Origin of the sequence: Actinomadura geliboluensis (genome assembly GCF_005889745.1) — a bacterium.
In the GTDB taxonomy this organism is placed as follows: domain Bacteria; phylum Actinomycetota; class Actinomycetes; order Streptosporangiales; family Streptosporangiaceae; genus Spirillospora; species Spirillospora geliboluensis.
Genome location: NZ_VCKZ01000085.1, coordinates 1 through 24,298, shown reverse-complemented (window position 1 = coordinate 24,298; position 24,298 = coordinate 1). Strand labels below are relative to the sequence as shown.

At 71.5% G+C, this 24,298-nt stretch carries 24 protein-coding genes and 1 pseudogene; 5 read left to right on the top strand and 20 right to left on the bottom strand.

Features of this window, described 5'->3' with window-relative positions:
• From ETD96_RS44670 to ETD96_RS14375, 4 genes and pseudogenes are all read left to right on the top strand, one after another.
• Nucleotides 1–503, top strand: a pseudogene (locus ETD96_RS44670) (nitrate- and nitrite sensing domain-containing protein); the annotation flags it as partial.
• Complete coding sequence (locus ETD96_RS14385) at nucleotides 500–925, top strand: roadblock/LC7 domain-containing protein (protein ID WP_138636839.1); 426 nt, start codon at nucleotides 500–502, stop codon at nucleotides 923–925. The pseudogene ETD96_RS44670 and the gene ETD96_RS14385, both read left to right, overlap by 4 nt.
• Entirely contained in the window at nucleotides 922–1,353 is a 432-nt protein-coding gene (locus tag ETD96_RS14380; protein WP_138636838.1) for a DUF742 domain-containing protein, read from the top strand. The genes ETD96_RS14385 and ETD96_RS14380 overlap by 4 nt, the downstream gene beginning before the upstream one ends.
• A complete protein-coding gene (locus tag ETD96_RS14375; RefSeq protein WP_138636837.1) occupies nucleotides 1,334–1,945 on the top strand; it encodes a GTP-binding protein in 612 nt (203 codons plus the stop codon). The genes ETD96_RS14380 and ETD96_RS14375 overlap by 20 nt, the downstream gene beginning before the upstream one ends.
• On the opposite strand, the gene ETD96_RS14370 is transcribed toward ETD96_RS14375, so the two are convergent.
• On the bottom strand, nucleotides 1,942–2,886 hold the full coding sequence (locus tag ETD96_RS14370; protein WP_138636836.1) for a LysR family transcriptional regulator: 945 nt from the start codon (nucleotides 2,884–2,886) through the stop codon (nucleotides 1,942–1,944). The genes ETD96_RS14375 and ETD96_RS14370 overlap by 4 nt on opposite strands.
• Before the next feature lie 96 nt (nucleotides 2,887–2,982).
• On the opposite strand from ETD96_RS14370, the gene ETD96_RS14365 reads away from it, so the two are divergent.
• Complete coding sequence (locus tag ETD96_RS14365) at nucleotides 2,983–4,215, top strand: MFS transporter (RefSeq protein ID WP_138636835.1); 1,233 nt, start codon at nucleotides 2,983–2,985, stop codon at nucleotides 4,213–4,215.
• Here ETD96_RS14365 and ETD96_RS14360 read toward each other — a convergent pair.
• From ETD96_RS14360 to ETD96_RS14270, 19 genes are all read right to left on the bottom strand, one after another.
• Nucleotides 4,191–5,231, bottom strand: coding sequence for a polyprenyl synthetase family protein (locus ETD96_RS14360; RefSeq protein WP_138636834.1), 1,041 nt, complete (start codon nucleotides 5,229–5,231; stop codon nucleotides 4,191–4,193). The genes ETD96_RS14365 and ETD96_RS14360 overlap by 25 nt on opposite strands.
• Nucleotides 5,232–5,240: 9 nt before the next feature.
• Nucleotides 5,241–6,827 (bottom strand): NADH-quinone oxidoreductase subunit NuoN, encoded by a 1,587-nt coding sequence (gene nuoN / locus ETD96_RS14355; protein WP_138636833.1) that lies wholly within the window; start codon nucleotides 6,825–6,827, stop codon nucleotides 5,241–5,243.
• A complete protein-coding gene (locus ETD96_RS14350) occupies nucleotides 6,824–8,404 on the bottom strand; it encodes an NADH-quinone oxidoreductase subunit M (protein WP_138636832.1) in 1,581 nt (526 codons plus the stop codon). The genes nuoN and ETD96_RS14350 overlap by 4 nt, the downstream gene beginning before the upstream one ends.
• Entirely contained in the window at nucleotides 8,401–10,317 is a 1,917-nt protein-coding gene (gene nuoL / locus ETD96_RS14345) for an NADH-quinone oxidoreductase subunit L (protein WP_171069027.1), read from the bottom strand. The genes ETD96_RS14350 and nuoL overlap by 4 nt, the downstream gene beginning before the upstream one ends.
• Nucleotides 10,318–10,327: 10 nt before the next feature.
• A complete protein-coding gene (gene nuoK / locus ETD96_RS14340) occupies nucleotides 10,328–10,627 on the bottom strand; it encodes an NADH-quinone oxidoreductase subunit NuoK (RefSeq protein ID WP_138636831.1) in 300 nt (99 codons plus the stop codon).
• A complete protein-coding gene (locus ETD96_RS14335) occupies nucleotides 10,624–11,532 on the bottom strand; it encodes an NADH-quinone oxidoreductase subunit J (RefSeq protein WP_138636830.1) in 909 nt (302 codons plus the stop codon). The genes nuoK and ETD96_RS14335 overlap by 4 nt, the downstream gene beginning before the upstream one ends.
• A complete protein-coding gene (gene nuoI / locus ETD96_RS14330) occupies nucleotides 11,529–12,083 on the bottom strand; it encodes an NADH-quinone oxidoreductase subunit NuoI (RefSeq protein ID WP_138636829.1) in 555 nt (184 codons plus the stop codon). The genes ETD96_RS14335 and nuoI overlap by 4 nt, the downstream gene beginning before the upstream one ends.
• Nucleotides 12,070–13,410 (bottom strand): NADH-quinone oxidoreductase subunit NuoH, encoded by a 1,341-nt coding sequence (gene nuoH / locus ETD96_RS14325; protein WP_138636828.1) that lies wholly within the window; start codon nucleotides 13,408–13,410, stop codon nucleotides 12,070–12,072. Before nuoH ends, nuoI begins: the two co-directional genes overlap by 14 nt.
• Nucleotides 13,407–15,869 carry an NADH-quinone oxidoreductase subunit G gene (locus ETD96_RS14320; protein ID WP_138636827.1) on the bottom strand — a complete coding sequence of 821 codons (2,463 nt, stop codon included), beginning with the start codon at nucleotides 15,867–15,869 and terminating at the stop codon, nucleotides 13,407–13,409. Before ETD96_RS14320 ends, nuoH begins: the two co-directional genes overlap by 4 nt.
• Complete coding sequence (nuoF, locus tag ETD96_RS14315) at nucleotides 15,866–17,164, bottom strand: NADH-quinone oxidoreductase subunit NuoF (protein WP_138636826.1); 1,299 nt, start codon at nucleotides 17,162–17,164, stop codon at nucleotides 15,866–15,868. Before nuoF ends, ETD96_RS14320 begins: the two co-directional genes overlap by 4 nt.
• Complete coding sequence (gene nuoE, locus ETD96_RS14310; protein ID WP_138636825.1) at nucleotides 17,161–17,940, bottom strand: NADH-quinone oxidoreductase subunit NuoE; 780 nt, start codon at nucleotides 17,938–17,940, stop codon at nucleotides 17,161–17,163. Before nuoE ends, nuoF begins: the two co-directional genes overlap by 4 nt.
• Nucleotides 17,937–19,283: an NADH-quinone oxidoreductase subunit D gene (locus tag ETD96_RS14305; RefSeq protein ID WP_138636824.1), complete on the bottom strand. Its 1,347-nt coding sequence runs from the start codon at nucleotides 19,281–19,283 to the stop codon at nucleotides 17,937–17,939. Before ETD96_RS14305 ends, nuoE begins: the two co-directional genes overlap by 4 nt.
• Nucleotides 19,280–20,059: an NADH-quinone oxidoreductase subunit C gene (locus tag ETD96_RS14300; RefSeq protein ID WP_138636823.1), complete on the bottom strand. Its 780-nt coding sequence runs from the start codon at nucleotides 20,057–20,059 to the stop codon at nucleotides 19,280–19,282. The genes ETD96_RS14305 and ETD96_RS14300 overlap by 4 nt, the downstream gene beginning before the upstream one ends.
• Entirely contained in the window at nucleotides 20,060–20,605 is a 546-nt protein-coding gene (locus tag ETD96_RS14295) for a NuoB/complex I 20 kDa subunit family protein (protein WP_138636822.1), read from the bottom strand. It abuts the gene before it with no gap.
• A 1-nt stretch (nucleotide 20,606) separates the two neighbouring features.
• Entirely contained in the window at nucleotides 20,607–20,966 is a 360-nt protein-coding gene (locus ETD96_RS14290; RefSeq protein ID WP_138636821.1) for an NADH-quinone oxidoreductase subunit A, read from the bottom strand.
• Nucleotides 20,967–21,147: 181 nt separating this feature from the next.
• Nucleotides 21,148–22,404 carry a geranylgeranyl reductase family protein gene (locus tag ETD96_RS14285; RefSeq protein WP_138636820.1) on the bottom strand — a complete coding sequence of 419 codons (1,257 nt, stop codon included), beginning with the start codon at nucleotides 22,402–22,404 and terminating at the stop codon, nucleotides 21,148–21,150.
• A gap of 136 nt (nucleotides 22,405–22,540) precedes the next feature.
• Nucleotides 22,541–23,242 (bottom strand): demethylmenaquinone methyltransferase, encoded by a 702-nt coding sequence (locus ETD96_RS14280; protein WP_138636819.1) that lies wholly within the window; start codon nucleotides 23,240–23,242, stop codon nucleotides 22,541–22,543.
• Nucleotides 23,243–23,327: 85 nt separating this feature from the next.
• Nucleotides 23,328–23,567: a DUF4229 domain-containing protein gene (locus ETD96_RS14275; protein ID WP_138636818.1), complete on the bottom strand. Its 240-nt coding sequence runs from the start codon at nucleotides 23,565–23,567 to the stop codon at nucleotides 23,328–23,330.
• A gap of 45 nt (nucleotides 23,568–23,612) precedes the next feature.
• The coding region (locus tag ETD96_RS14270) for a threonine ammonia-lyase (RefSeq protein ID WP_138636817.1) at nucleotides 23,613–24,298 on the bottom strand (686 nt) is incomplete at its 5' end.

Here is a 24,298-nt window from a genome sequence, read left to right as displayed (position 1 = left end):
CCACCGGCCCTCTGAGCGGCGACCCGAACACCACCGGCCCCCTGGCCGACCCGAACACCACCGGCCCACAGGCCGCCGAACCGCGCACCACCGGCCCGCAGACCGTCACCACGGCCACCGGGCCCCAGACCACCGGCCCGCAGACCGCTCCCGCCGGTGCACCCGCCCCGTCGCGTCCCCCGGGCGAACCAGCTCCGCCCGGCGGTCTCGCGGCGACGGGCGGCGGGGATTCCGCGACGAGCCACCCGGAGGACCAGCCACCCGTGACCGACAGCACCACCCCGTCCGGCCTGCCCGTCCGGGTCCCGCAGGCGAACCTCGCGGCGCCGCTGCGCACCGACGAGCCCGTCGTCGCGCAGGAGCCGGACGAGCCGGACGTCCCCGGCCGCTCCCCCGAGGAGATCCAGCGAATCATGGGTTCCTACCAGCGCGGCACCCGCCTTGCGAGGACGGCGGTCGAATCCCGCGGCAACGAAGCAGTGGAAGGCGAGGACGAGCAGTGAAGCAGAAGGCAGGTTCGCCGTCCGATCTGGGCTGGCTGCTGGACGACTTGGTCCACCGCGTGCCGCACGCCCACAACGCGGTCGTCCTGTCCGCGGACGGCCTCCTGATGGCCTCATCGGAGGGGATGGGCCAGGACGACGGCGAGCACCTGGCCGCGGTGGCCGCCGGCATCCAGAGCCTGGCCAAGGGCGCCGGGACGCGGTTCGGCGGCGGCCCCGTCCGGCAGACGATCATCGAGATGCAGACCAAGTTCATGCTGGTGACGGTGGCGGGCAAGGGCGCCTGCCTCGCGGTGCTGGCCGACGAGGACGCCGACGTCGGCCTCATCGCCTACGAGATGGCGATGCTCGTCACGAGCATGGGCCACCACCTGACCTCCCCGTCCCGTGCCGAGAGCGCCGCGGAGGGCCGCCCGACATGATGCCGCCCGAGGACCCCTCCCCCGAGTTCTGGTCGGAGGATCCGGCGCGTCCCCCGGAGACGGAGGCCGAGCGCTGGCTCGACGAGCACGCCGGCCCGATGGTCCGCCCGTACGTGATGACGAGCGGCCGCATCGAGCCGACCCGCGGCAAGTTCGACCTCATCACGCTGGTGGTCGCCTCCGGCCCCGAGCCGGACACCGCGATCGGGCTCGGCCCCGAGCACCTGGCGATCCTCCGGCTCTGCCAGAACGTCATCTCCGTCGCCGAACTCACCGGCCATCTCAACCTGCCCGTCGCGACCGTGCGGGTGATGCTCGGCGACCTCCTCGACAAGGGGTTCGTCTCCATGCAGGAACCCGAACCGGAGGCGGACATGCACGACATCAGGCTCTACAAGGCGGTGATCGATGGTCTCCGGGCCCTCTAGGGGCATGCGCGCCCGCCGGCTCCCCACCGCGGTCAAGATCGTGATCGCGGGCGGTTTCGGCGTCGGCAAGACCACCATGGTCGGCACGGTCTCCGAGACGCAGCCGCTGCGCACCGAGGAACTCCTGACCGACCAGAGCATCGGCGTGGACGACGTGTCCGGGGTGGAGCGCAAGAGCACCACCACGGTCGCGATGGACTTCGGCCGCATCACGATGCGGAACGAGTACGTCCTCTACCTGTTCGGCACCCCCGGCCAGGAGCGCTTCTGGTTCATGTGGGACGAGGTCGTCCTCGGCGCGCTCGGCGCCGTGGTCCTCGCCGACACCCGCCGGCTGTCGGACTGCTTCCCGTCGGTCGACTACTTCGAGCGGCGCGGCACGCCGTTCATCGTCGCCGTCAACTGCTTCGAGGGCGCGCAGCGCTACGACCTGGCGGAGATCCAGATGGCCCTGAACCTGGGCCCCAAGGTCCCCGTCATGCTCTGCGACGCCCGCAGCATCGACTCCTGCAAGGAGGTCCTCATCGACCTCGTCCTGCACGCGATGAAGGCCCGCGGGGTCACCGAGGAGCCCGAACCGCAGAACGTCTAGCCGCAGCCGGGGCCGGCGAGCAGCGGGAGGCCGCGCTCGCCGGCCCCTGCCGCGTCCGGGCCGCCGGTCAGGGCGGCGGCGAAGGCGCGGAGGGTCGCGGTGGTGCGCTCCCGCCGCCAGACGAGCGTGAGCGCCGAGCGGGGCAGCCCGGTGACCGGGACGAAGGCGATGTCTCCGCGCGCCTGGACGCGGGCGGTCGGGACGCACAGCAGCATCGCCCCGCGCCCCACGGCGACCAGCGCGAGCGCCTCCTGGATCGTGGTGACGGCCGGGCCGGACGGGATCAGCCGCCCGCCGGGCGTCACCCCCGGCGACTGCGCCTCCCGCCAGTAGCGCGGCGCCGGGCCGGCGATCCTGACCAGCGGGTGCCCGGCGAGCTGCTCGGCGTCCACCGACGGGCGGTCCGCGAGCGGGTGGCCGGCCGCGACGGCGAGGCTCAGCGGCGCCTCGTTGAAGACCGGGCCGGTGGCGAGGCCGCGCTCCCGCACCGGCGCCAGCACGATCGCGGCGTCCAGGTCTCCGTCCCGGACGGCGCCGAACGGGTCCGCGAGCGGCACCTCGACGGTGTGCACCTCGGAGCCGGGGTGGGCGCGCTCGAACGCGGCGACGAAGCCCATCAGCTCCTCGTCCAGCACGCCGAGGAAGCCGACCCTCAGCACGCCGCCGACTCCGCGCGCGGCGGCCCTGGCCCGGTCGACGGCACCGAGGACGGCCGCGTACGCGGGTTCCAGCTCGTCCCGCAGGCTCGCGCCGAGCGGGGTCAGCCGCACCCGGCGGCTGGTGCGCTCGACGAGCCGGGCCCCGACCCGCTGCTCCAGCGCGCGCAGCAGCTGGCTGACGCGGCTCTGGGAGAGGTAGAGGCGTTCGGCGGTGCGGCCGAAGTGCAGCTCCTCGCTGAGGACGAGGAAGCATTCCAGCTCCCGGGCCTCGATCTCGGGCACCGCGCTCCTCCGGGTCGGTGATCGATCAGTCTCGCTCATACAAGGTTGCGAACTTCGCCGTTGTTCCCGGCGCGCCCGCGCAGCAGGGTCGTGAGCATGACGTACGCTCCCCTTCCCGCGCCCCGGCGCGGCCGGCCCGCGGTCGTCGCGGTCGCCGCGACGACGTTCCTCGTCGTCACCAGCGAGATGCTGCCGGTCGGGCTGCTCACCTCGATCGGCCCGGACCTCGGGGTGTCCGCCGGCACGGCCGGGCTGGCGATGACCGTGCCCGGCCTCGTGGCCGCGCTGTCCGCCCTCGTGCTTCCCGCCGCGACCGCCCGATACGACCGGCGGACGGTGCTGGCCGTCCTGGCGGGCCTGCTGGCCGCCGCCGACCTGGCCTCGGCCGCCGCGCCCAACCTGGAGGTGCTGCTGGTCGCGCGGATCCTGGTCGGCGTCGCGATCGGCGGCGTGTGGGCGATCGCGGGCGGGCTGGCGGTCCGGCTGGTGCCGGCCCGCTCGGTCGGCACCGCCACCTCGGTCATCTTCGGCGGGATCGCGGTGGCGTCGGTGGTGGGCGTCCCCGCCGGCACACTCCTCGGCGACCTGGCCGGCTGGCGGGCCGCGTTCGCCGCGGCGGGGCTGTCCGCGGCCGCCGCCTGCGCGGCCCTGGCCGTGCTGCTGCCACCGCTGCCCGGCACCGGCCCTGCGGGTCTGCGGCGGCTGCCGGGGCTCCTGCGCGTGCCCGCCGTGCGGGCCGGGCTGCTGGTCACGATGCTGCTCGTCACCGGGCACTTCGCGGCGTACACCTACGTGCGTCCCGTCCTGGAGCGGGTGTCGGGCGTGGACGCCGGCCTGATCAGCACCCTGCTGCTCGGCTACGGCATCGCGGGCGTCGCCGGGAACTTCGCCGCCGGGACGGCCTCAGCGCGCGACCCGCGCCGCACCCTGATCACGCTCACCGCGCTGCTCGCACCCGCCGCCCTCCTGATCCCCGTCGCAGGCCGGAACCCGCTCCCGGCAGTGGCGCTGCTGATGCTGTGGGGCATCGCCTACGGCGGCGTCTCGGTCACCCTGCAGAACTGGCTGCTGCGGGCCGCCCCCGACGCACCCGAACCCGTGTCGGCGCTGTTCGTCGCCGCGTTCAACATCGCCATCTCGCTGGGAGCGCTGACCGGCGGACGCGTCGCCGACACCGCGGGAGAGGAAGGCGTCATGTGGCTGGGCGGCGCGCTCGCCGCGCTCGCCCTGGCCACCGCGATGACACTCGGGCATCGCGGTGGCGGCGAGGTACGCACCCGCCCGGCGGAACCGGCCGACGGAGGTCAGCCGGTGCGGGAGACGACGTAGTCGCAGAGGTTGGTGAACGCCTCCCGGGCCGGGACGTCCGGGAGGGTGAGGAGCTCGGTGCGCGCGTCCTCGGCCCACCGGCGCAGGTCGGCGCGGGCGCGGTCCATCGCGGGGTGGGCGCGCAGGAGGGCGAGCGCCTCGGCGTGCAGCGCGTCGTCGGTGAGGTCCTGGACGAGCAGCTCGCGGAGGCGGGCGTCGTCCGGGCCGGAGCCGACGCCGGCGAGCACGTGGTGCATCGGCAGCGTCCGGATGCCCTCGCGGAGGTCGGTGCCGGGGGTCTTGCCCGACTCCTCGGTCTCGGAGTCGATGTCGAGGATGTCGTCGGACAGCTGGAACGCGATGCCGATCTTCTCGCAGGCGGAGGTGACCGTGTCGACGACGTGCGCCGGGGCGCCCGCCAGCAGCGCCCCGAACTGCCCGGAGACGGCGATGAGCGACGCGGTCTTGTCGGCGACGACCTGGAGGTAGTGCTTGAGGGGGTCGGCGTCCTCGCCCGGGCCGACCGTCTCCTGGATCTGGCCGCGGACGAGCCGCGCGAACGCGCGGGCCTGGATGCGGACCGCCTCCGGGCCGAGGTCGGCGAGCAGATCGGACGCGCGGGCGAACAGGTAGTCGCCGGTGAGGATCGCGACGGTGTTCGTCCACCGCGAGTTGGCGGACTGCTGGCCGCGGCGGACGGTCGCCTCGTCCATCACGTCGTCGTGGTAGAGGGTGCCGAGGTGGGTCAGCTCGACGACGACGGCGGCGGGCACCACGCCGGCCGCGGCGGGGTCGCCGAAGTGGGAGGCGAGCAGTACCAGCATGGGCCGGAACCGCTTGCCGCCCGCCTCGACGAGGTGCTCGGAAGCCTCGGTGAGCAGCGGGTCCTCGCCGCGCACGCAGTCGAGCAGCAGGGCCTCGACGTCGGTCAGGCGCGCCTTGGCGTCGGACGCGAGCGCGGCGTCGATGGGAAGCCCGAACGGGCCGGTCCCCTTGACGGCCGGCCCGCCGGACTTCTCCGCGGATGGGTTGCTCACCCAGACTCCCTAACGGACGAACATGTGGGTCGTGGCCTGACCCGCGAGGTCCAGGACCGGCTGCGGGATCACGCCGAGTACCACAGTAGCCGTCACACCGAGCGCCACCGCTACCGCGGTCGCCGGCCCGGCCACCACGACCGGTCCCTCGGCGTCCGGCTCGCTGAAGAACATCACCACGATCACCCGGACGTAGAAGAACGCGGCGACCGCGGACGAGATGACCGCGACGATGACCAGCGGCGTCGCGCCCTCCTCGACGGCGGCCTTGAACACCGCGAACTTCCCGGTGAACCCGCTGGTGAGCGGGATGCCCGCGAACGCCAGCAGGAAGAAGGCGAACACGCCCGCGACCACCGGGGAGCGCTTGCCGAGCCCGGCCCACCGGGACAGGTGCCCGGCCTCGCCGCCCGCGTCCCGCACCATCGTGACGACGGCGAACGCGCCGACCGAGGTGAAACCGTAGGCGAGCAGGTAGAACAGGGTGCTCGACAGGCCGTTCGCGGAGCTGGCGATCACGCCCATGAGCAGGAAGCCCGCGTGCGCGATGGACGAGTAGGCCAGCATCCGCTTGATGTCGGTCTGCGTGATCGCGATGATCGACCCGGCGACCATCGTGAGAATCGCCACACCCCACATGAGGGGCCGCCAGTCCCAGCGCAGCGTCTCGAACGCCACGTAGTAGACCCGCAGGATCCCGCCGAAGGCGGCGACGACCGTCCCGGACGCCATCAGCGCCGTGATCGGGGTGGGGGCGCCCTGGTAGACGTCCGGCTTCCACATGTGGAACGGGACGCCGCCGAGCTTGAACAGCAGCCCGACCGACAGCAGCGCGGCGCCCGCGAGCAGCAGCGTCTCGTTGCCGGCGTCCTTGCCGATCTCGGCGGAGATGTCCGCCAGCCGCACCGACCCGGCGTACCCGTACAGCAGCGCCGCGCCGTACAGGAAGAACGCCGACGAGAACGCGCCGAGCAGGAAGTACTTGACCGCCGCCTCCTGGGAGAGGAGGCGCCGCCGGCGGGCGAGCCCGCACAGCAGGTACAGCGGCAGCGACATGACCTCCAGCGCCACGAACATCGTGAGCAGGTCGTTCGCCGCCGGGAACATGATCATGCCGCCGACGGCGAACATCATCAGCGGGTACACCTCGGTCTGGGTGACCCCCGCCTCGGCGGTCCGCTGCTCGGCCTCGCTGCCGGGCAGCGCGGACGCCTGCGCGGCGAAGTGCCCGCCGGTCGCGTGGCCGCCGCGCTCGGCGATCAGCAGCAGGCTGACCAGCCCCAGCAGCAGGATGGTGCCCTGGATGAACAGCGTCGGCCCGTCCACGCCGATCGCGCCCTCGGCCGCGACGTGGTGCGGGTTGTCGCGCCACGCGAGCGCGACCGTCCAGCCGAAACCGCCGGCGAGGCCGAGGAACGCGAGCGGGACCTGCACGTAGTAGCGCGCGTTGCGGCCGACGAACGCCTCGACGAGCACGCCCACGACGGCGGCGCCGAGGACCAGGAGCAGCGGGGCGATCTGCCCGTACTCGATGTGCGGCGCGGGGATGTCACCCCCTTGCGCGAGGACCGCGCTCACCTGGCTGGAGGTGCTCATGGACGGGCTCCGTTCTCGGCGACGTTACCGGTGATGTCCGGCGCCGGGTCGTGCTGGTCGACCCTGGCCAGCGTGTGGTCCACCGACGGGTTGATCACGTGCAGCACCGGCTGCGGGAAGAAGCCCATCGCCACGATGATCGCGATGATCGGGGCGATGACCCACTTCTCCCGGGCGGACAGGTCCTTCATGCCCTCCACCGCGGCCACCGGCTGGCCGCCCATGGTCCGCTGGTACATCCAGAGGATGTAGATGGCGGCGAGCACGATGGCGATGATGGAGGCGACGGCGGCCCACTGGTAGCGGCTGAACGTGCCGACCACGACCAGGAACTCCGACACGAACGGCGACAGGCCGGGCAGCGACAGCCCGGACAGGCCGGCGATCAGGAACGTCCCGGCGAGCACCGGGGCGACCTTCTGCACGCCGCCGAAGTCGGAGATCCGCGCCGACTTCCGCCGGACGATCAGGAACCCGACGATCAGGAACAGCGCGCCGGTGGAGAACCCGTGGTTCACCATGTAGAGCGCCGCGCCGGACTGGGCCTGCGACGTCATCGCGAAGATGCCGAGCACGATGAACCCGAAGTGGGAGATCGACGTGTAGGCGATCAGCCGCTTCATGTCGACCTGCCCGATCGCGAGGATCGCGCCGTAGATGATGCTGACGACCGCGAACACGAGCACCGCCGGCGTCGCCCACTTGGCCGCGCCGGGGAACAGCTCCAGGCAGAACCGGAGCATCCCGTAGGTGCCGACCTTGTCCAGCACGCCGACGATCAGCACCAGCGCCCCGGCCGGGGACTGCTGCGCCGCGTCCGGCAGCCAGGTGTGCACCGGCACCATCGGCGCCTTGATCGCGAACGCGACGAAGAAGCCGAGGAACAGCCACTTCGCCGTCGTCGGGTCGATGTTCATCTTCGACAGCTCGTCGAACATGAACGTGCCGTGGCCGAGGCCGCCGTCCGCGACGGACTTGGCCGACAGCGGGTACAGCCAGATGACCGCGACGAGCATCAGCAGCCCGCCGAACAGCGAGTACAGCAGGAACTTCACCGCGGCGTAGGAGCGCTGCGCGCCGCCGTAGGACCCGATGATGAAGTACACCGGGATCAGCATCGCCTCGAAGAAGACGTAGAAGAGGAACACGTCGGTCGCCGCGAAGACGCCGATCATGGCCGCTTCCAGCGACAGCAGCAGCGCGAAGTAGGTCTTCACCGACCGCTTCGCCGGCACGTCGGTGCCGCCGGAGCGGTCCGCCTCGTTCCAGGAGGCCAGCATGACCAGCGGGACGAGGATGACCGACAGCAGGATCAGCGTCAGCGCGACGCCGTCGACCCCGAGCGCCCAGTGGACCCCGAACTCCTTGATCCACCAGTACTTCTCTTCGAACTGGAAGCGCGCCCCGCCCGCGTCGAAGCCCGCCGCCATGACGCCGGTGAGCACCGCGACGAGGACGGAGACGCCGAGCGCGAACTGCTTGACCAGCGCCTCCCGCTGGCGCGGGATGGCGATGAGCAGCAGCGCGCCCACCAGTGGCAGTCCGATGAGGACGCTCAGCCAGGGAAAGTCGCTCATGAAACGTTCACCACCAGGAGCGCCGCGACCACGAGGGCCGCGCCGCCCAGCATCGAGAGTGCGTACGAACGGGCGAAGCCGGTCTGGACGCGGCGGAGCCGGCCCGAACTGCCGCCGACCCCGGCGGCCGTGCCGTTGACGAGGCCGTCGACGCCGCGCCCGTCGAACCAGACCGCGAGGCGGGTCAGCCACTGGCCGGGACGCATGAGCAGCGACTCGTTGATCGCGTCGCCGTACAGGTCCTTGCGGGCCGCGACGGTGACGAACGAGCCCTTGGGCGCCTCGCGCGGCACCTTGCGGGCGCCGTACTGCCGCCACGCGATCACGGCGCCGGCGATCATCAGGACGAAGACCGCGACGCCCGGGCCGGTGATGAACGCGAACTCGTGCTCGTGCTCGGGCGCCCCGACGACCGGCTCCAGGAAGTCGGCGAACCCGCCGAGGATCAGGAACCCGCCGGCGGCGACGGAGCCGACCGCGAGCAGCATCAGCGGGATCGTCATGACCTTCGGCGACTCGTGCGGGTGGACGTCGTCCGCCCAGCGCTTCTCGCCGAAGAACGTCATGAACATGACGCGCGACATGTAGTAGGCGGTGACGGCCGCGCCGACCACCGCGCAGGTGCCGAGGATCGCCCCGGACGTGCCGCCCTTGTTGAACGCGGCCTCGATGATCGCGTCCTTGGTGAACCAGCCGGACAGGAACGGGAACCCGATGATCGCGAGGTACCCGAGCCCGAACGTCACCGCGGTGGCCATCATGACGCCGCGCAGCGCGCCGTAGTGGCGCATGTTCACGTCGTCCTTCATGCCGTGCATGACGGAGCCGGCGCCGAGGAACAGGCCCGCCTTGAAGAAGCCGTGCGCGATGAGGTGCGCGATGGCGAAGACGTACCCGGCCTTGCCGAGCCCGGCGGCCAGCGTCATGTAGCCGATCTGCGACATCGTCGACCCGGCGAGGGCCTTCTTGATGTCGTCCTTCGCGCAACCGATGATCGCACCGGCGAGCAGCGTGGCCGCGCCGACGATCGTCACGACGAGCTGCGCGGTCTCCGACATCTCGAAGATCGGCCCGGACCGGACGATCAGGTAGACGCCCGCCGTCACCATCGTGGCGGCGTGGATGAGCGCCGACACCGGGGTCGGGCCCTCCATGGCGTCCAGCAGCCAGGACTGCAGCGGCAGCTGCGCCGACTTGCCGCACGCGCCGAGCAGCAGGAGCAGCCCGATCGCGGTGGCGGTGCCGGAGCTCAGCTGGTTCGCGAGGCCGGCGTGCTCGGGGCCGAGCCCGAGGATCGGCCCGTAGTCGATGGTGCCGAACGTCGCGAACATCAGCGCGATCGCGATGATCAGCCCCATGTCGCCGACGCGGTTGACGACGAACGCCTTCTTCGCCGCGGTGGCCGCGGTCGGCTTGTGCTGCCAGAACCCGATCAGCAGGTAGGACGCGAGACCCACGCCCTCCCAGCCGAGGAACATGACCAGGTAGTTGTTGCCCAGCACCAGCAGCAGCATCGCCGCGACGAACAGGTTCAGGTACGCGAAGAACTTGCGGCGATGGGGGTCCTCGGCCATGTAGCCGATGGAGTAGATGTGGATGAGCGAGCCCACCCCGGTGATCAGCAGGACGAAGCTGATGGACAGCGGGTCCACCAGCAGGTCCATGCCGACCTTGAACGAGCCCACGTCGATGAAGTCCCACAGGTGCAGGGTGCGTCGCCGCTCCGCGGCGTCGTACCCGAGCATCTGGGCGAACATCGCGACGCCCACCGCGAACGACGCGACCGACATGGTGACGCCGAGCAGGTGTCCCCACTTGTCGGTGCGCCTCCCCCCGAGCAGGAGGATCGCGGCGCCCGCGAGCGGGAGCGCGATGAGAAGCCAGGACGCGGCCTGGATGCCTTCCGCTTGCATTCCCGACCTCTCAGTACTTCAGCAGGTTCGCGTCGTCGACCGACGAGGACCTGCGGGTCCGGAAGATGGTCATGATGATCGCGAGGCCCACCACGACCTCCGCGGCGGCCACCACCATCACGAAGAACGCGATGATCTGGCCGTCGAGGTTGCCGTGCATGCGGGAGAACGAGACGAACGCCAGGTTCGTCGCGTTCAGCATGAGCTCGATGCACATGAACACCACGAGCGCGTTGCGCCGCACGAGGACGCCGAGCGCTCCGATGGTGAACAGGATCGCCGAGAGAGCCAGGTAGTGCCCCGGACTCATTGACCAGCCTCGCCTTCACTCGCGCCGCCGCCCGCGGCCGGCGTCCCCGACTTGACGGAGCGCTCCTCGGCGTCGGCCTCGGCGGCCTCGGCGGTGACCGCCCTGACCTCCGCCACGTCCCGCTCCATCGCCTCCTCCTCGGTGCCGCCGTGCAGGTCGGCGTGCCGCGCGGCGGTGTCGGTGCGGGCCGCGATGACCGGGTTGACCGACAGCTCCGACGGCGTCCCGTCCGGGAGCAGCGCCGGCATGTCGACGGCGTTGTGCCGGGCGTAGGTGCCGGGGCCCGGCAGCGGGCCCGGGTGGTCGCCGCTGAGGAAGCGGCCCTTGGACAGGTCCTTCTGGGTCGGCTTCGGCTCGGTGCGCTCCCGGTGCGCCAGCACCATCGCGCCCAGCGCCGCGGTGATCAGCAGGGCGCTGGTCGCCTCGAACGCGAACACGTACTTGGAGAACAGCAGCCGGGCCAGGCCGACGACGTTGCCCTCGGCGTTGGCCTGGTTCAGGCCCGCCGAGTCGCCGAGCGCCGCGTTGCCGAGGCCCGCGGTCAGCAGGGCGATGAACCCGATCGCGGCGATCACGCCCCAGAAGCGCTGGCCCCGGATCGTCTCCACCAGCGAATCGGTGGAGCTGACCCCGACGACCATCATCACGAACAGGAACAGCATCAGCACCGCGCCGGTGTAGACGATCACCTGGACGAAGGCCAGGAACGGCGCGTTCTGGATCGCGTACAGCGCGGCGAGGCTGAGCATCACGGTCGCCAGCAGCAGCGCCGAGTGCACCGCCTTCCGCACGAAGATCATGCCGAGCGCGCCGGCGACCGACACCACGGCGAGCAGCCAGAAGAAGAACGGCTCGCCCGACTGTTTGTCGGCGACCTCGGCGGCGAGGACGTGCGCGGCGCTCATCTGCCCTCACCGCCCTCGGCCGGCCCGGCCGGCGACTCGTCGGACTGGAGGCCGAGGCGGTAGTAGTCCTCCTCGGTGTCGCCGAGCCGCATGGCGTGCGGCGGCGTCTCCATGCCCTCGCGCAGCGGCGCGAGCAGCATGTCCTTGGTGTAGATCAGGCTCTCCCGGCTGTCGTCGGCGAGCTCGTACTCGTTGGTCATCGTGAGCGCCCGGGTGGGGCACGCCTCGATGCACAGCCCGCAGAGGATGCAGCGCAGGTAGTTGATCTGGTACGTGCGGCCGTACCGCTCACCGGGCGAGTACCGCTCGTCCTCGGTGTTGTCGGCGCCCTCGACGAAGATCGCGTCCGCCGGGCAGGCCCACGCGCACAGCTCGCAGCCGATGCACTTCTCCAGCCCGTCCGGCCACCGGTTCAGCTGGTGCCGCCCGTGGAAGCGCGGGGCGGTCGGCTTCTTCACCTCGGGGTACTGAACGGTCTCGCTCTTCATGAACATCTGGTGGAACGAGACCCCGAACCCCTTGACCGGGTTCAGGAAATCAGTGAGTCCCACTGGTGACCTCCTCAGGAGGGGTTTCGATCGTGGCGGGCCGGACCGGCTCGCGGGCGCGGCCGTGGTAGTGGGGCGCGTCCAGCGGCGGCACCGGGAACCCGCCGGCGGCCGGGTCGGGGCGCGGCCCCTCCGCCGCGCCCGGGACGATCTCCTTGCCGTCCTCGCCGCCGCGGACCATCTCCCAGATCACCGTCGCCACCAGCACGACCGCGGCGGCGATCGCGGTGCCGATCGCGATCTGCTGCATGTCGTAGCCCTCGTTCTTGAAGGCGCGGATCGCGGCGACCAGCAGGATCCAGCCGAGCGAGACGGGGATCAGCACCTTCCAGCCGAGCTTCATCAGCTGGTCGTAGCGGACCCGCGGCAGCGTGCCGCGCAGCCAGATGAAGAAGAAGATGAACAGGAAGATCTTGATCAGGAACCACAGCACCGGCCACCAGCCGGAGTTGGCCCCGGCCCACACCGTGGAGATCGGCGCGGGCGCGCGCCAGCCGCCGAGGAACATCGTGGTGGCGAGCGCCGACAGCGTCGTGAGGTTGATGTACTCCGCGAGGAAGAACATCGCGAACTTCAGCGACGAGTACTCGGTGTGGAAGCCGCCGACGATCTCGCCCTCGCCCTCGGGGAGGTCGAACGGGATGCGGTTCGACTCGCCCATCATCGTGATCACGTAGATGATGAAGGACGGCGCCAGCAGCAGCACGAACCACTTGTCCTGCTGCGCCGCGACGATCTCCGAGGTGGACATCGACCCGGCGAACATGAACACCGCGACGAACGACAGCCCCATCGCGATCTCGTAGGAGATCATCTGCGCGGACGAGCGGAGCCCGCCGAGCAGCGAGTACGGCGACATCGACGACCAGCCGGCCAGCACCACGCCGTAGATCCCCATCGACGACATCGCGAGGACCAGCAGGACCGCGACCGGGAGGTCGGTGCCCTGCAGCGCCGTCTGGTGGCCGAAGATCGACACCGTCGGGCCGAACGGGATGATGATGAACGAGATGAAGGCCGGCACCGCCGCCATCACCGGCGCCAGGATGAACACCACCTTGTCCACCTGGCGGGGGACGATGTCCTCCTTCAGCGCCAGCTTGACGCCGTCGGCGAGGCCCTGCAGCAGGCCGAAGGGCCCGGCGCGGTTCGGGCCGACGCGCAGCTGCATCCGGCCGATGACGCGCCGCTCGATCCACATCGTCAGCAGCACGGTCACCACGAGGAACGCGAAGATGACCAGGACCTTGCCGCCGATCAGCCACCACGGGTCGTGCCCGAAGTCCTGCAGCGGCGGCTGGGCGGCCGGCGCCGCGGCGAGCGGGCTCATTCGCCACCTCCCACGTTCCGCGCGGTGCTCGCGAGCACCCCGCTCGCGATCTTGACGACGCCGCCCGCGGCGGCGCCCAGATCCCGGTAGAGGGCGCAGCCGGCCGAGTTCGTCGGCAGCCACACCACCCGGTCGGGCATGTCCGGGGTGATCTCCAGCGGCAGCGTCACCTCGCCGCGCGCCGCCGACACCGTCACCGCGCCGGTCGCGCCGATCTCGGCGGCGGTCGCGGGCGACAGCCGGGCGACGGCCGCCTTGGCGGTGCCCGCGAGGAACGGCTCCCCGTCCTGCAGGCGGCCCCGGTCCAGCAGCAGCCGCCACGTCGCGAGCAGCGCCTCGCCCTGCTCGGGGTGCGGCGGCAGCTCCTGCGCCACGTTCGGCGCGTCCGGACGCTCGCCGCGGTACGCGCCGAGGCCGGTCAGCTCGCGGCGCGCCGCCTCCGGGCCGGGCAGGCCCAGATGGACGTCCATCTCGTCGGCGAGCGCGTCCAGCACCCGCAGGTCGGACATCTTCCCGGCCGGCTTCAGCACGATGTCGAACGGGCGGCCGCGGCCCTCCCAGTCGACGAACGTGCCGGCCTTCTCCGCGACGGCCGCGACCGGCAGCACCACGTCGGCGCGGTCGGTGACCGCGCTCGGCCGCTGCTCCAGGCTCACCACGAACGGGGTCGCGTCGAGCGCCCGGAGCATCGCGTCCGGGTCGGGCAGGTCGTAGGGGTCGACGCCGCCGACGAGCAGCGCGCCCCGGCGGCCCTGCGCCGCCGCGGCGATGATGCCGGCGGTGTCCTCACCGGGGTCGGCGGGCAGTTCCGCGACGCCCCAGGTGCGGGCGACCTCGGCGCGCGCGGCCGGGTCGGCGACGGGGCGGCCGATCGGCAGCAGCCCGGGCAGCGCCCCGGCCTCCACCGCGCCGCGCTCCCCGGCCCGGCGCGGCACCCACGCGAGCTTCGCGCCGGTCACCTGCGCCACCCGGACCGCCGAGGTCAGCGCGCCCGGGCTGGCGGCGAGCCGCTCGCCGACCAGGATCACCGCGCCCGGCGTCTCCAGCAGCGTCCGGACGTCGGAGCGGGCGTCGTCCCCGATCAGGGAGCCGAGGGTCTCGGCCTCCGCGCCGGGCGCCGTCGGCAGCAGCGTCCCGCCGACCTTGCCCAGCCCGCGGGTCGCGAACGGGGCGGCGGCGTACACCTTCAGCCGGTTCTTGCGGTACGCCTTGCGGAGCCGCAGGAACACGATCGGCGACTCCTCCTCCGGCTCGAACCCGGCGAGGAGGACGGCGGGCGCCTTCTCCAGGTCGGCGTAGGACACCTCGATGGAGCGTCCCGCGACCGACGAGGCGAGGAACCGCGACTCCTCGTCCGACAGCGGCCGGGCCCGGAAGTCGACGTCGTTGGTGCCGAGCGCGACCCGGGCGAACTTGGCGTAGGCGTAGGCGTCCTCAAGGGTGACGCGGCCGCCGGCCAGCACGCCGGCCGAGCCGTGCGCCGCCGCGAGGCCGCGCGCCGCGACCGTCAGCGCCTCGGGCCACGACGCCGGCTCCAGCACCCCGTCCTCGTTCCGGACGAGCGGCGTGGTGAGCCGGTCGGGCTGCGTGGTGTAGGTGAACGCCCAGCGGCCCTTGTCGCAGTTCCACTCCTCGTTGACCTGCGGCTCGTCGCCGGCCAGCCGGCGGGTGACCTTCCCGCGCCGGTGGTCGGTGCGCAGCCCGCAGCCGGACGCGCAGTGCTCGCAGACGCTCGGCTGCGACACGAGGTCGAACGGCCGGGACCGGAACCGGTACGCGGTGCCGGTGAGCGCTCCCACCGGGCAGATCTGCACGGTGTTGCCGGAGAAGTAGGAGTGGAACGGCCGGTCGTCGGCGACCGCGACCCGCTCCTTGGCGCCCCGCTCGAACAGGTCGATGAACGGGTCGCCGGCGATCTGCTCGGAGAACCGGGTGCAGCGGGTGCACTGGATGCACCGCTCCCGGTCCAGCAGCACCTGGCTGGACAGCGGGATCGGCTTCGGCCAGGTGCGCTTGGTCTCCTGGAACCTGGTCTCGCCGCGCCCGTTCGACATCGCCTGGTTCTGCAGCGGGCACTCGCCGCCCTTGTCGCAGACCGGGCAGTCCAGCGGGTGGTTGATGAGCAGGAACTCCATGATGCCGTGCTGGGCCTTGTCGGCCACCGGCGAGGTGAGCTGGGTCTTGACGACCATGCCCGGCATCACCGCGGTGGTGCAGGACGCCTGCGGCTTCGGCATCCCGCGGCCGTTGCCGGCGTCCGGGATCTCCACCAGGCACTGCCGGCACGCCCCGATCGGGTCGAGCAGCGGGTGCTCGCAGAACCGGGGGATCTGGATGCCGAGCAGCTCGGCGGCCCGGATGATCAGCGTGCCCTTCGGCACCTCGATCTCGAAGCCGTCGATGGTGCAGGAGACCATCTCGACCTTCTCCACCGCCGACTTGTCGTCGGTGACGGTCACTTGGCACCTCCCCAGAGGGTGGACTTGGCCGGGTCGAACGGGCAGCCGCCCTGCTCGAAGTGCTGGAGGTACTCGTCCCGGAACAGCTTGATCGACGACACGACCGGGCTGGTCGCGCCGTCGCCGAGGGCGCAGAACGCGCGGCCGAGGATGTTGTCGGAGATGTCCAGCAGGGTCTCCAGGTCCTCCTCGGTGCCGTCGCCCGCCTCGAGCCGCTTGAGCATCAGCTTGTACCAGTAGGTGCCCTCGCGGCACGGCGTGCACTTGCCGCACGACTCGTGCGCGTAGAACTCCGACCAGCGCAGCACCGCCCTGACGACGCAGGTCGTCTCGTCGAAGATCTGCAGCGCCCGGGTGCCGAGCATGGACCCGGCGGCGCCGACGGACTCGAAGTCCAGCGGCACGTCCAGGTGCTCATCGGTGAAGATCGGCGTGGACGACCCGCCGGGCGTCCAGAACTTCAGCCGGTGGCCCTCCCGGATGCCGCCCGCCATGTCGAGCAGCTCCCGCAGCGTGATGCCGAGCGGCGCCTCGTACTGGCCGGGCCGGGTGACGTGCCCGGACAGTGAGAAGATCCCGAAGCCCTGCGACTTCTCGGTGCCCATCGAGGCGAACCATTCCGGCCCGTTCTCGACGATCGAGGGAACCGAGGAGATCGACTCGACGTTGTTGATGACAGTCGGGCCGCCGTACAGGCCCGCGACCGCGGGGAAGGGAGGCTTCAGCCTGGGCTGGCCGCGGAACCCCTCGAGGGAGTCGAGCAGCGCCGTCTCCTCGCCGCAGATGTAGGCGCCGGCGCCGCTGTGCACGACCACGTCGAGGTCGTAGCCGGAGCCGAGGATGTCCTTGCCGATGTAGCCGGCCTCGTACGCCTCCGCCACCGCCTGCTGGAGGCGGCGGATGACGTGCAGGACCTCGCCGCGCACGTAGATGAACGCGTGGCTCGACTTGATCGCGTACGCGCTGATGATGACGCCCTCGACGAGGACGTGCGGGTTCGCCATCATCAGCGGGATGTCCTTGCACGTGCCCGGCTCGGACTCGTCGGCGTTGACGACGAGGTAGCGCGGGTTCGGGCTGGACGGCGGCAGGAAGCCCCACTTCATCCCGGTGGGGAACCCGGCGCCGCCGCGGCCGCGGAGCCCGGAGTCCTTGACCGCCTGGACGATCTCGTCCGGCTCCATCCGCAGCGCCTTGCGCAGCGCCGCGTAGCCGCCGTCGCGCTCGTAGCCCGCCCGGGTGAAGGAGTCGGCGCGGTCCCAGTTCTTCGTGAGGACGGGGGTCAGCGTGGTCACTTGTTCCGTCCCTCCTGGCTGCCGGGCTTGGCCTCGCCCGGAATCGGCTTGCCGGGCTCGTGCGGCGGCTCGGCGATCTGCTCGGGCTTGACCGGCTCGTCCGGGCGCTCGCGGCCCGTGTCGGCGGACGGCGCCGCCCACCCGCGCTCGTGCGCGAGCTTCAGGCCGACCAGCGACTCCGGCCCGGCCTGGACGCCCTCGCCGGCGAGTCCGTCGGGGAACCCGGCGAGGACGCGGGACGCCTCCCGCCAGGTGGCCAGGCGGTTCGGCCCGCGCGAGGGGAGCACGTCCTTGCCCAGCCGCAGGTCGTCGACGAGCTGCTTGGCCTTCGCGGGAGTCATGTTGTCGAAGAACTCCCAGTTGACCATCACCACGGGGGCGAAGTCGCAGGCCGCGTTGCACTCGACCCGCTCCAGGCTGATCTTGCCGTCCGGGGTGGCCTCGTCGTGGCCGACGCCGGTGTGCGCGCTCAGCTCGTCCCAGATCTGGTCGCCGCCCATGATCGCGCACAGCGTGTTGGTGCAGACGCCGACGTGGTAGTCGCCGACCGGCTCCTGCTTGTACTGCGTGTAGAACGTGACGACGCCCATCACCTGCGCGGGCGTGATGCCGAGCATCTCGGCGCAGAACTCCACGCCGTGCTGGGTGACGTGGCCGTCGACCGACTGCACCAGGTGCAGCATCGGCAGGAGCGCCGACCGCGGCCGGGGGTACCGGCCCATGATCTCCTTGGCGTCCCGCTCCAGCCGCTCGCGCACCTCGGGTTCGTACGTCATCGGTCCACTCCCCCCATGACCGGGTCGATGCTGGCCACGGCCGCGATGATGTCGGCGACCATGCCGCCCTCGCTCATCGCCGGGGTGGCCTGCAGGTTGACGAAGGACGGCTCGCGGAAGTGGACCCGGTACGGGCGGGTGCCGCCGTCGCTGACCACGTGCGCGCCGAGCTCGCCGCGGGGCGACTCGATCGGCGCGTACGCCTGGCCCGCCGGGACCCGGAAGCCCTCGGTGACCAGCTTGAAGTGGTGGATCAGCGCCTCCATCGAGGTGCCCATGATGTGCGCGATGTGCCGGGGCGAGTTGCCCATGCCGTCGGCGCCGATCGCGAGCTGCGCGGGCCAGCCGATCTTCTTGTCCTCGATCATGACCGGACCCTTGACCGACTGCAGCCGGTCCAGGCACTGCTCGACGATCCGCAGCGACTGCTCCATCTCGTCCATCCGGACGAGGTAGCGGCCGTACACGTCGCAGGTGTCCTGCGTCGGGACGTCGAAGTCGTAGGTCTCGTAGCCGCAGTAGGGCTGCGACTTGCGCAGGTCCCACGGCAGGCCGGTGGAGCGCAGCACGGGGCCGGTGATGCCGAGCGCCATGCAGCCGGTCAGGTCCAGGTACGCGATGTTCTGCGTGCGGGCCTTGAAGACCGGGTTGTCGTCCATCAGCTTGCGCAGCGCCTGGATCCGCTTCGGCATCCGGTCCAGGTAGTCGCGGATCTTGCTGGTGGCGCCGCTCGGGAGGTCCTGCGCGACGCCGCCGGGGCGGATGTAGGCGTGGTTCATCCGCAGGCCGGTGATCTCCTCGAACAGGTCGAGGGTGTACTCGCGCTCGATGAACCCGTTCAGCATGACGGTCGTCGCGCCGAGCTCCAGCCCGAACGTGGCGATCGCGACCAGGTGCGAGGAGATCCGGTTCAGCTCCATCATCATCACGCGGATGATCTGGGCCCGCTCCGGGATCTTGTCCTCGATGCCGAGCAGCCGCTCCACGCTCAGGCAGTACGCCGCCTCGTTGAACAGCGGGGCGAGGTAGTCCATCCGGGTGCAGAACGTGGTGCCCTGCGTCCAGGTGCGGAACTCCATGTTCTTCTCGATGCCGGTGTGCAGGTAGCCGATGCCCACCCGGGCCTCGTTCACCGTCTCACCGTCGAGCGTGAGGATCAGCCGGAGCACGCCGTGCGTGGACGGGTGCTGCGGCCCCATGTTGATGACGAGCCGCTCGTCGCCCGCCTCCTCGGCGGCGGACACGACCTTGTCCCAGTCCTGCCCGTTGACGTCGAAGACCTTGCCCTCGGCCGCCTCCTCGGCGGCGTAGGCGTCGTACTCGGTGTACTTCGTCGAACTCATACGTACGACCGCCTTTCGTCCGGCGGCGGGATCTCCGCTCCTCGGTACTCGACGGGGATGCCGCCCAGGGGGTAGTCCTTGCGCTGCGGGTGCCCCACCCAGTCGTCGGGCATCTCGATGCGCGTCAGCGCCGGGTGGCCGTCGAAGACGATCCCGAAGAAGTCGTAGGTCTCGCGCTCGTGCCAGTCGCTCGTCGGGTAGACCGGGACGAGCGAGGGGATGTGCGGGTCGGCGTCGGGGCAGCTCGCCTCCAGCCGGACCCGCCGGTTGTGCGTGATCGACAGCAGGTGCACGACCGCGTGCAGCTCGGCGCCCTCGTCCTTCGGGTAGTGCACGCCGGACACGCCCGAGCACAGCTCGAAGCGCAGCGACGGCTCGTCCCGCATGGTCGTGGCGACCGTGCGCAGGTGCTCGCGCTTGACGTGGAAGGTCAGCTCGCCGCGGTGCACGACGACCCGCTCGATCGCGTCCCCGAAGTCGGGCCCTGTCTTCTCCGGGGACGACCCCGGACCCCGCAGAGCCCGCTCCAGCTCGTCGGCGATGTCGTCGAACTCGCCGCGCTCGGCCGCGCCGCCGGGCCCGCCGTAGGGGCGCGGCGCCGACACCTTCGGGCTCTGCCGGACGACCAGCCCGCCGTAGCCGGAGGTGTCGCCGGTGGTCTTCGCGCCGAACATGCCCTTGCGGGCGATCGGCTGCTCCCGGCGCTCCTCCTCGGCCTGCGCGGGAAGCTGGTCGGCGGCCTGCTCGGCCTTCTGCTCGGGGTGCTCGGAACTCATCTAGGCCCCCTGACCCAGGAGCGGGAGCTGGCGGCGCTTGGCCTCTTCCAGCTCGGCGATCTGCTTCTGCCGCTGCGGCCCGAGCTTGGTGTTCTGGATCTTGTCGTGCAGCTTCAGGATCGCGTCCAGCAGCATCTCCGGCCGCGGCGGGCAGCCCGGCAGGTAGATGTCGACCGGGACGACGTGGTCCACGCCCTGCACGATCGCGTAGTTGTTGAACATGCCGCCGGACGAGGCGCACACGCCCATCGCGATGACCCACTTGGGCTCGGTCATCTGGTCGTAGATCTGCCGCAGCACCGGCGCCATCTTCTGGCTCACCCGGCCCGCGACGATCATCAGGTCGGCCTGCCGCGGCGTCGCCGAGGCACGCTCCATCCCCCACCGGGAGAAGTCGTGCCGGGGGTCCCCGGTCGCCATCATCTCGATCGCGCAGCACGCGAGGCCGAACGTCGCCGGCCACACCGAGCTCTTGCGCGCCCATCCCGCGACCTGCTCGACCGTGGTCAGCAGGAACCCGCTCGGGAGTTTCTCCTCTAGACCCATGTCAGTCCCACTCCAGACCGCCGCGCCGCCAGATGTAGGCGTACGCCACGAGCACGGTGACGATGAAAAGGACCATCTCGACAAGGCCGAAGAGCCCCATCCGGTCGAACGCGACCGCCCAGGGGTAAAGGAAGATGATCTCAATGTCGAAGACGATGAACAGCATCGCCGTCAGGTAGTACTTGATCGGAAAACGCCCGCCGCCGACCGGCTGCGGAGTCGGCTCGATGCCGCACTCGTAGGCGTCCAGCCGGGCGCGGTTCCACCGCTTCGGCCCGGTGAACGCGGCCATCAGCACCGAGCCCGCCGCGAAGGCGAAGGCGAGCACCCCGAGCACGATGATCGGAATATAGAGATCCATGCCTCTACGACCTCTCCTCGGGACGTACGACGTTGTACGGGACGGGCCGCCGGCGACCCGCCACCCTAACCAAGGTGATCAATAGCGCTCCCCTCAGGGGCTCGGGTACTGCACTGTAGTCCGCTCACCTGCGGAAGCTTCAATTCGATCAGCTCGATCAGGAGCGTCGTACGGGGTTCGCTCATGCCGCCGGCGCCACCTTCTGCATCGCGTTGATGACCCGGTCCATCGCGTCCCCGCCCTTGGGGTCGGTCAGGTTGGCCAGGAGCTTGAGCGTGAAGCGCATCAGCGTCGGGTGCGGCAGGCCGTGCGAGGTCAGGAACTTCATGACGCGCGGGTCGCCGATCGCCTGCACGAAGACGCGCGCGAGGGTGAAGTAGCCGCCGTGCTCGTCCTTCAGGATGCGCGGGTACTCGTAGAGGGTCCGCTCGCGCTGCGCCGGGGTGCGGCGGGCGAGCGCCTGCACCATGATGTCGGCGGCCAGCCGGCCGGACTCCAGCGCGTAGTCGATGCCCTCGCCGTTGAACGGGTTGATCATGCCGCCGGCGTCGCCGACGAGCAGCATGCCCCGGGTGTAGTGCGGCTGCCGGTTGAAGCCCATCGGCAGCGCCGCGCCGCGGATCTTGGAGGTGGCGTGCTCCTCGTCGAACTGCCAGTCCTCGGGCATCTGCGCGCACCAGCGCTTCAGCATGCCCCGGTAGTCGACGTTCTGGAACGCCTTGCTGGTGTTGAGGAGGCCGAGGCCGACGTTGGACGTGCCGTCGCCGACGCCGAACACCCAGCCGTAGCCGGGCAGGAGGCGCTCGCCGTCCCAGAGTTCGAGCCACGCCTCCATGAAGTCGTCGTCGTGGCGCGGCGACTGGAAGTAGCGGCGGACCGCGACGCCCATCGGCCGGTCCTCGCGCCGCCGCAGCCCCATGGCGAGCGACAGCCGGGTGGAGTTGCCGTCGGCGGCGACGACGAGCGGCGCGCGGAACTCCGTCTCCTCGCCGTCGAGGACGGCGGTGACGCCGACGATGCGGTCGGTGCGCTCGTCCAGGATGGGACCGGTCACGTTGCAGCCCTGCAGCAGCCGCGCGCCGGCCTTCGCGGCGTGCTCGGCGAGCAGCTGGTCGAGGTCGGTGCGCTTGCGGACGAGCCCGAAGTCGGGGAAGGACGCGAGCTCCGGCCAGGGCAGCTCGACCTTGACGCCGCCGCCGTAGATGCGCAGCCCCCGGTTGCGGCCCCAGCCCGGGTCGTTGATGTCGACGCCCATGCCGATGAGGGCGCGGACGGCGCGGGGGGTGAGCCCGTCACCGCAGATCTTGTCCCGCGGGAAGACGGCCTTCTCCAGCAGGTACACGTCCAGGCCGGCCTGCGCCAACCAGTAGGCGGTCGACGATCCGGCGGGGCCTGCCCCGACGACGATCACGTCCGCGTGTCGGGTGGAGTCGGTCACGGCGTTCCTCTTCAGCTCGTTCGCTTGTGAAGCACTTCACAAGGATCCGACAGGGGAGTCTATTCCTTTATCACGACTGGTGGGTACTTCTGGGTCGGTCTGACTTTGGACCGGTCCGAACCACCCGCCGCCGCGATCAGCCGGGATTGACCGCGTGGTGCATCGCGGCCACCCCGAACGTGAGGTCGCGCCACCGCACCGCGTCCCAGCCGGCGTCCTGGATGAGCCGCGCCAGCCCCGCCTGGTCGGGCCAGGCGAGCGTCGACTCGGCGAGGTAGCGGTAGGAGTCGGGATTGGAGCTGACCCGCGCCAGCAGCGGCAGCCCGTACTTCAGGTGCGCCTTGTGCCCGAGCGCCAGCAGCGCGTTCGGGGGGTGGCTCACCTCGCACACCAGCAGCCGCCCGCCCGGCCGCGCGACACGGCGCAGCTCGCGCAGCGCCTTCACGGTGTCGGCGACGTTGCGCAGCCCGAAGGAGATCGTGACGGCGTCGAACGAGCCGTCCGCGAACGGCAGCGACAGCGCGTCGCCGGCCACGAAGCTCAGCCCCCGCACGCCCTCCTGCCGGCGCACCCCGACGCGCAGCATCCCGAGGGAGAAGTCGCAGGCCACCGTGTCGGCGCCCGCCTCCGCGAACGGCACCGAGGACGTGCCCGTCCCCGCCGCGAGGTCGAGGATCCGCTCGCCCGGCCGCGCGTCCAGCGCCCGCACGACCTCCCGCCGCCACCGCCGGTCCTGCCCGCCGGTCATCAGCGTGTTCAGCAGGTCGTACCGCTCGGCGGTGCCGTCGAACATCGCCGCCACGTCGGCCGGCTGCTTGTCAAGAGAGGCGCGGGTCATGCCTCCAGCCTAGAGACTGCCCGGACCCGTGCGCGCCCGTGGTCCCCCTTGGTTCCCTACGGGCGCGACGGCCCGGCGGAAGCCGTCACGCGTCTTCCTTGGTGAGGGACTTCTCGTACTTCGTCCGTCCGCTGCGGACGCCGCGGGTGACGGCGGCGGACATGCGGTCGCGCTGCGCGGACAGCAGTACGTAGCTGACGATGCCGCTGATCAGCAGGGCCAGCAGCAGGAGCAGGAAGCCGCGGGCGCCGAAGAGCGCCAGCACACCCGCGGTCGCCGCGAAGATCGCGGCCCGCGCGAGGGTGTAGAGGATGACGGAGCGCATGACCCTTCGAGGTTAACCCCGGTCCCGCGCGCTCCGTCCCCGGGGTCACCTCAGGACGTCCAGGAGCAGCGCCGGGTCGACGTTGCCGCCGGACAGGACGGAGACGTAGGTGCGCCCCTCGGGCAGTTCGGCGCGGCGGTCCAGGTAGGCGGCGGTGGCGACGGCGCCGCCCGGCTCGGCGATCAGGCGGGCCTCGCGGGCCAGCCGGCGCATCGCGCGGCGGATCTCGTCCTCGGTCACGGTGACGATGCCGTCCACGTGGGCGCGCAGGTGGGCGAACGGCAGGTCGCCGACCCGCTGGACGCGCAGCGCGTCGGCGAGGGTGCGGCCGGTCTTCTCGGCGTCCCAGGTGACGGGGCGTCCCGCGGCCAGGGAGTCGCGGGCGTCGGCGGCCAGTTCGGGCTCGACGCCGATCACCTTCGCCTCGGGGCGCAGCGCCTTCACGGCGGCGGCGACGCCGGCGATGAGGCCGCCGCCGCTGATCGGGACGAGCACGACGTCGACGTCCGGGCGGTCCTTGACGATCTCCAGCCCGACCGTGCCCTGCCCGGCGATGACGCGCGCGTCGTCGTAGGGCGGGATCAGCGTGAAGCCGTGCGCGGCGGCGAGCTTGCCGGCGGTCTCGGCGCGGGCCTGCCCGGTCGGCTCGACGTAGACGACCTCGGCGCCGAGCGCGATGCACCGCTCGACCTTCACGCCGGGGGTGGTGTGCGGCATGACCAGGACGGCCT

Coding starts and splice junctions, on each gene's coding strand:
- nuoK (WP_138636831.1), bottom strand. CDS start 10,627: ATGAGTCCGGGGCACTACCTGGCTCTCTCGGCGATCCTGTTCACCATC.
- ETD96_RS14350 (WP_138636832.1), bottom strand. CDS start 8,404: ATGAGCGACTTTCCCTGGCTGAGCGTCCTCATCGGACTGCCACTGGTG.
- nuoE (WP_138636825.1), bottom strand. CDS start 17,940: ATGACGTACGAACCCGAGGTGCGCGAGCGGCTGGAGCGGGACGCCAAG.
- ETD96_RS14380 (WP_138636838.1), top strand. CDS start 922: ATGATGCCGCCCGAGGACCCCTCCCCCGAGTTCTGGTCGGAGGATCCG.
- nuoN (WP_138636833.1), bottom strand. CDS start 6,827: ATGAGCACCTCCAGCCAGGTGAGCGCGGTCCTCGCGCAAGGGGGTGAC.
- ETD96_RS14305 (WP_138636824.1), bottom strand. CDS start 19,283: ATGAGTTCGACGAAGTACACCGAGTACGACGCCTACGCCGCCGAGGAG.
- ETD96_RS14335 (WP_138636830.1), bottom strand. CDS start 11,532: ATGAGCGCCGCGCACGTCCTCGCCGCCGAGGTCGCCGACAAACAGTCG.
- ETD96_RS14375 (WP_138636837.1), top strand. CDS start 1,334: ATGGTCTCCGGGCCCTCTAGGGGCATGCGCGCCCGCCGGCTCCCCACC.
- ETD96_RS14300 (WP_138636823.1), bottom strand. CDS start 20,059: ATGAGTTCCGAGCACCCCGAGCAGAAGGCCGAGCAGGCCGCCGACCAG.
- ETD96_RS14295 (WP_138636822.1), bottom strand. CDS start 20,605: ATGGGTCTAGAGGAGAAACTCCCGAGCGGGTTCCTGCTGACCACGGTC.
- nuoH (WP_138636828.1), bottom strand. CDS start 13,410: ATGAGCCCGCTCGCCGCGGCGCCGGCCGCCCAGCCGCCGCTGCAGGAC.
- ETD96_RS14365 (WP_138636835.1), top strand. CDS start 2,983: ATGACGTACGCTCCCCTTCCCGCGCCCCGGCGCGGCCGGCCCGCGGTC.
- ETD96_RS14280 (WP_138636819.1), bottom strand. CDS start 23,242: ATGACCCGCGCCTCTCTTGACAAGCAGCCGGCCGACGTGGCGGCGATG.
- nuoL (WP_171069027.1), bottom strand. CDS start 10,317: ATGCAAGCGGAAGGCATCCAGGCCGCGTCCTGGCTTCTCATCGCGCTC.
- ETD96_RS14275 (WP_138636818.1), bottom strand. CDS start 23,567: ATGCGCTCCGTCATCCTCTACACCCTCGCGCGGGCCGCGATCTTCGCG.
- ETD96_RS14290 (WP_138636821.1), bottom strand. CDS start 20,966: ATGGATCTCTATATTCCGATCATCGTGCTCGGGGTGCTCGCCTTCGCC.